The sequence below is a fragment of the Paracoccus luteus genome (assembly GCF_004522155.1).
In the GTDB taxonomy this organism is placed as follows: Bacteria; Pseudomonadota; Alphaproteobacteria; order Rhodobacterales; family Rhodobacteraceae; genus Paracoccus; species Paracoccus luteus.
Genome location: NZ_SDEA01000025.1, coordinates 1 through 5,658, shown reverse-complemented (window position 1 = coordinate 5,658; position 5,658 = coordinate 1). Strand labels below are relative to the sequence as shown.

General features: G+C 63.7%; 4 protein-coding genes. 3 read left to right on the top strand and 1 reads right to left on the bottom strand.

Translation table 11 applies throughout. The features are described 5' to 3' along the window. The coding region (locus EPA64_RS16555) for a hypothetical protein (protein WP_220443778.1) at window positions 1-236 on the bottom strand (236 nt) is incomplete at its 3' end. A gap of 54 nt (window positions 237-290) precedes the next feature. On the opposite strand from EPA64_RS16555, the gene EPA64_RS16055 reads away from it, so the two are divergent. The 3 genes from EPA64_RS16055 to EPA64_RS16045 are packed head-to-tail and all read left to right on the top strand — an operon-like array spanning window position 291 to window position 5,603. Then, window positions 291-899, top strand: coding sequence for a hypothetical protein (locus EPA64_RS16055; RefSeq protein WP_246026802.1), 609 nt, complete (start codon window positions 291-293; stop codon window positions 897-899). Further along, complete coding sequence (locus EPA64_RS16050) at window positions 790-2,319, top strand: Y-family DNA polymerase (protein ID WP_246026801.1); 1,530 nt, start codon at window positions 790-792, stop codon at window positions 2,317-2,319. The genes EPA64_RS16055 and EPA64_RS16050 overlap by 110 nt, the downstream gene beginning before the upstream one ends. Further along, window positions 2,319-5,603: an error-prone DNA polymerase gene (locus EPA64_RS16045; RefSeq protein ID WP_134727291.1), complete on the top strand. Its 3,285-nt coding sequence runs from the start codon at window positions 2,319-2,321 to the stop codon at window positions 5,601-5,603. The genes EPA64_RS16050 and EPA64_RS16045 overlap by 1 nt, the downstream gene beginning before the upstream one ends. The last annotated feature ends 55 nt before the right edge of the window (window positions 5,604-5,658 follow it).

The following is a 5,658-nucleotide window of genomic DNA, read 5'->3' as shown; positions in this document are numbered from 1 at the left end:
GGCACAGCGGAACAGGTCAAGGGCAGCGGGTCGGTGCTGCGGATGAAATCCGTCAGGGCTGCGCTTGGTTGGCGCTGCAATCGTCGCACGGTACGATCGGCCCCCAGCCGGAATCTAATACTGTCAGGCAGGACAGAGAAGGCTTTGCTTCGCAAAAGACATTGACGACCCGCCTCCGCAGGAATTAGAACAAAACATAAACATTTGTCTTGCTGCTGATATGTATGTCTGTTCATGCCTTGCGGCCTCTGGCGCCTATAAGGCGGGTGCCGGACTTGCGTGCCGCAACCTTGGCCGAGATCACTTGCGCCTCGCCGCTGGACGGGGCGGGGGCGGGATTTCTTCTGGCGGCTCTGCCCGATGGGCCGGTGCTGTGGGCGCAGGATCGGCTGACCAAGCGCGAAGCAGGGGCGCCATTCCTGCCCGGCATCGGGAGGGAATTGCTGCGCGCCGATCTGTCCCGTCCTGCGGATGTTCTGACGGCTATGGAAGACGCGTTGACCAGCCCTGCCTTTGCGGCTGTGGTAGGAGAGATATGGGGCGATCCGGCGGCGCTGGATTTCACGGCTACGCGAAGGCTGGCCATGCGGGCCGAGGCAGCGGGACGTCCATGTTGGCTAGTGCGGCGAGCGGCGTCTTTCCAAGCATCGGCGGCGCGTATGCGCTGGCGGGTGGCGGCTTATCCGTCGGATTCGCTGACGGACGATCTGGCCGCGCCGGGCGATCCGTGCTGGCGGGTCGATCTGTTCAGGTCGCGCCTGTCACCGCCGGGCGAATGGGTTGTGCGCCATGAGCGGGGTCGTGAAGGGGCGGCGGATCGCCTGCATTTTTCTGCCATCGCTGCCGACGGAACGCTGGCGAAATCACCGGCTGCGGATGGGCGAACCGGTATCCGATGACACTCCAGTCGCCCTGTGGGCCGAGGGTTCGCATGGCCCGGTTGTTCATGACCTGAACCAGACTGCCCGAATGGCGGGGGTGCGGCGGGGTGCGCGCGTAGTGGACATGCGTGCCATTTGCCCGACGCTTCAGGTGGTGCCAGCCGCCCCGGAGGAGGATGCAGCTGTCCTGTCGCGGCTGATGTTCTGGGTGCGGCGCTGGGGACCGTTTTCCGCAACGGACGGCAATGACGGGCTGGTCATCGACACCACCGGCACCGCCCATCTGTTTGGCGGCGAAGATGCACTGTTATCCGACATGCAGGGGCGCCTTGCCCGCGCCGGGCTGACCGCACGGGTGTCGCTTGCGCCGACATGGGGCGCTGCCTGGGGGCTGGCGCGATACGGGGCAGAAGGGGTGGTTTGTCACGATCTGGCCGATTTGCATCCTCTGCCCATTGCTGCACTGCGGTTGTCAAGCGACACGCTGCTGTTGCTGCGCAGGCTGGGGCTGCGGCGGATTGGCGATCTGGCGGCAATCCCGCGCCTGCCACTGATGCGCCGCTTTGGCCGCGCGCCGATGTGGGACAACCCACTGACCCGACTGGATCAGGCAATGGGCCACCTGGCTGAGCCGGTTTCCGCACCCGATCCGCCCCCGGATTTCGTGGCCGAGGCGCGACTGGCCGAGCCGGTGTTTGATCCGACAGACTGGCTGCCCGGTCTGATTGACGAACTGGCCAGAAAGATGGCCAAGCATGATCGCGGCTGTCGGCGGCTGTGCCTGTCGGTGTTTCGCGTCGATGGCGAACGTCGCGACATCCGCGTGGCGACCGCCGCCCCCAGCCGAGAGGCCGCGCATCTTCTGCGGCTTTTCACCGGGCGTCTTGAGCAACTGGACCCTGGCTATGGTTTCGATCTGATCCGTCTGTTGGCCGAGGCGACCGAGCCTTTGGGTGCGGCGCAAGTGAGCCTGGACGGCAATGCCAACACGGCGTTGCACCTGTCACGTCTGATCGACCGGCTGGTGGCTCGGTTCGGGCCTGATGCCATCGTGCGTCCGGTGTCGGTGGAAAGCCACATTCCCGAATGCTCCGAAGGGCGGGCCGAACCCAGGCTGGCCGATCCGCCGCCCGCGCGGCGCCCGGATCGTCCCATCCGCCTGTTTGACCCGCCCGAGGAGGTGCGCGTCCTTTACGCGGTTCCTGACGGCCCTCCGGCCCTGTTCATCTGGCGCCGCCAGCAGATTGCCGTTGCCCGTCATGCTGGGCCTGAACGCATCGCGCCTGAATGGTGGCGGGACGGCTCTGGCACGCGGCTGCGCGATTACTACCGGATCGAGGACGCCACCGGCCGCCGACTGTGGCTGTATCGCGAAGGGCTGGCAGGCGATGGCCGGGGCGGACTGCCCCGCTGGTTCATTCATGGGGTCTTTGCCTGATGCCGCAGAATGATCATCAGGCGCCACGCCGCACGCTGAGCGATGATTTCATTCCCAACCCGAGGGCGCCTTTTGTCGAATTGGGGATAACTTCGGCATTCTCGTTCCTGCGTGGCGCGTCCGATGCGACCGAACTGGTCCAGACTGCACATGGGCTTGGCTATGAAGCCATCGGCATTGCCGACCTGAACAGCCTTGCCGGGGTGGTGCGCCTGCATACCGAGGCGCACAGAGCCACGTTGCGCCCCATCATCGGCGCGCGGATCGTGCTGACCTGCGGCACCGGCTTTCTGGCCTATCCTCGCGACCGCGCGGCCTATGGGCATTTGTCCGCGCTGATTTCCAAGGGCCGGATGGGCGACCCTGACGGAAACTGGCAGGCCAAAGGCGTTTGCGATTTGACGCTGGACGATCTGACGGATCATGCCGAAGGGCTGGCACTGATCTGGCTGCCGGGTGACGATCTGTCCGTGCTGCCCGGCCTTGCCGCGCGGCTGCCGGGGTTGGGCCATGTTGCGGCCTCGTATCTGTATCGCGGCGGTGACGTGGCGCGGATCAACCGGCTGGATCGGGCGGCGCGGGCCTGCGGGCTGATGATCCTTGCCACGAACGACGTGCATTATCACGCCCCGGAGCGGCGCCCGTTGCAGGACGTGATGACCTGCATCCGCCATGGCACCATCATCGACCGTGCCGGATACCTGCTGGATGCCAATGCCGAACGCTATTTGAAGACGCCTGAGGAAATGGTGCGGCTGTTTTCCCGCTGGCCCCACGCCATCCATGCGGCACGCGATCTGGCGGACCGGCTGACCTTCTCGCTTAAGGAACTGTCCTATGAATATCCGCGCGAAACCGCGCCACCGGGGCGCGACCCGCTGGATTATCTGGCTGAATTAACTTGGGCAGGGGCTGCTAATCGCTATCCAGAAGGCGTGCCGCACAAGGTCCGCGCCGTGCTGCAACATGAACTTTCCCTGATCGGCAGGAAGAACATCGCCCAGTATTTCTTGACGATACGCGAGATCGTGGATTTCGCTCGGTCGCGCGGCATTCTGTGCCAGGGGCGGGGGTCTGCCGCCAATTCAGCGGTCTGTTTTGTCCTGGGCATCACCCCGGTCGATCCCGCGCATTTCGACCTGCTGTTCGAACGGTTCATCAGCGAGGACAGGAGTGAACCGCCCGACATCGACGTGGATTTTGAACACCAACGCAGGGAGGAGGTCATTCAATACATTTATGAAAAATACGGCCGTGATCGCGCTGCCCTTTGCGCCACGGTGATCCATTACCGCCCGCGTTCCGCCATCCGAGAGGTCGGCCGCGTGATGGGCCTGTCCGACGACATCACCGGCGCTCTGGCACGCACCGTCTGGGGGTCATGGGGCACCAGTATGGGCAAGGGTGAGGCAACCGAGGCGGGCGTGGATATGACAGATTTGCGCCTGCGCAGGACACTTATATTGGCCCAGCAGATGATCGGAATGCCGCGCCACCTGTCCCAGCACGTCGGCGGCTTCATTCTGACAGAAGGAAAGCTGACCGAAACCGTGCCCATCGGTAACGGCGCCATGCCTGAACGCAGCTTTATAGAATGGGACAAGGACGACATCGACGCGCTGGGCATCCTGAAGGTCGATGTGCTCGCCTTGGGTATGCTGACCTGTATCCGAAAATGCTTCGACCTGATCGCCGCGCATCATGGCCGACGGCTGACGCTGGCGGACCTGAACCCCGACGCGCCTGACGCAGTGCCGGTCTTTGAAATGTTGTGCCGGGGCGACAGTATAGGGGTGTTTCAGGTCGAAAGCCGGGCACAGATGAACATGCTGCCGCGCCTGAAACCGCGCAAATTCTATGACCTGGTGATTGAGGTCGCTATCGTCCGCCCCGGTCCGATCCAGGGTGATATGGTCCACCCTTATCTGCGCCGCCGCACTGGACAAGAGCCGGTTGACTATCCGCAGCCGGGGCCGCCGCATCCGCCAGACGAACTGAAAGACATTCTGAAACGCACGCTGGGCGTGCCGATCTTTCAGGAACAGGCCATGAAGATCGCCATGGTCGCGGCCGAGTTTGATTCGAAAAAGGCCAACGAATTGCGCCGGGCGATGGCGACATTTCGTTCGCGCGGGACAATCAATGCACTTGAAGGCGATATGATCGAAGGCATGACCCGGCGCGGATATGATCCGGTCTTTGCGCGCCGCTGCTTTGACCAGATCAAGGGTTTCGGCGAATACGGCTTCCCCGAAAGCCACGCGGCGGCCTTTGCGCACTTGGTGTATGTTTCGGCTTGGCTAAAGCATTACTATCCCGCAGCCTTTGCCGCCGCACTTCTCAACAGTCAGCCGATGGGGTTTTACGCCCCCGCCCAAATTGTTCGCGACGCCGGCGATCACGGGGTTCAAGTGCGGGCGGCCGACGTGAATTTATCGGATTGGGACAACACCTTGGAACCCGACAAGGGCGATCCGGCCCTGCGGCTGGGACTGCGCCAGATCGAAGGTCTGGGACAAGCCATGGCCGACCGGCTGACTGCGGCGCGGGATATGCCGTTTTCCGGGCTGGCCGATCTGCAAGCGCGGGCGGAGTTGGACACGGGGTCGATACGGCGGCTGGCAGCGGCGGATGCATTCCGGTCCGCCGGACTGGACCGACGCGCGGCGCTATGGGATGCCAAGGCCCTGCGCGATGCGCCCGACCTGCCGCTGTTCGGGAGGGCTGAGGACGAAGGCCGGGAAACCCCCGTTACCTTGCCCGCCATGCCGATCCGTGAACAGGTCGTCGCGGATTACCAGATGCTCCGGCTGTCCTTGAAGGCCCATCCTATGCGGTTCCTGCGGCGATCCATGGCCGCGCAGGGCTACACTCCCGCTGCCAATCTACATTGCCTCAATCATGGCAATTCTGTGCGGTTGGCGGGTCTTGTTCTGATCCGCCAGCGGCCCGGCAGTGCCAAGGGCGTTTGCTTCATCACCGCAGAGGATGAAACCGGCACTGCCAACCTGGTGATATGGCCCAAGACCTTTGCAGCGTTTCGGAAGGTCATCCTGACGGCGCGGCTGATCGACGTCAAGGGCCGGGTGCAGCGCGGCGACGGAGTTATTCACGTTGTTGCAGAAAGCCTGACCGACCGCAGCGACGTGCTGTGGCGCTTGTCGGGCGAACGGCTGGCTCCGCCCATGTCGCACGCTGACGAAGTAAACCGCCCCATCCCTGCCAGCCGACAGACACACCCGCGCGATGTTGATGTGATCCCGAAATCACGGGATTTCCATTGAGGTGTGCTTTGTTGACACTCCAGCCCCGCACCGCAGGCAGGATCGGGCACGACGG

Bases quoted from the DNA above. Each gene is read 5' to 3' on its own strand.
- EPA64_RS16045 (WP_134727291.1), top strand. From the start codon at position 2,319: ATGCCGCAGAATGATCATCAGGCGCCACGCCGCACGCTGAGCGATGAT.
- EPA64_RS16050 (WP_246026801.1), top strand. From the start codon at position 790: ATGAGCGGGGTCGTGAAGGGGCGGCGGATCGCCTGCATTTTTCTGCCA.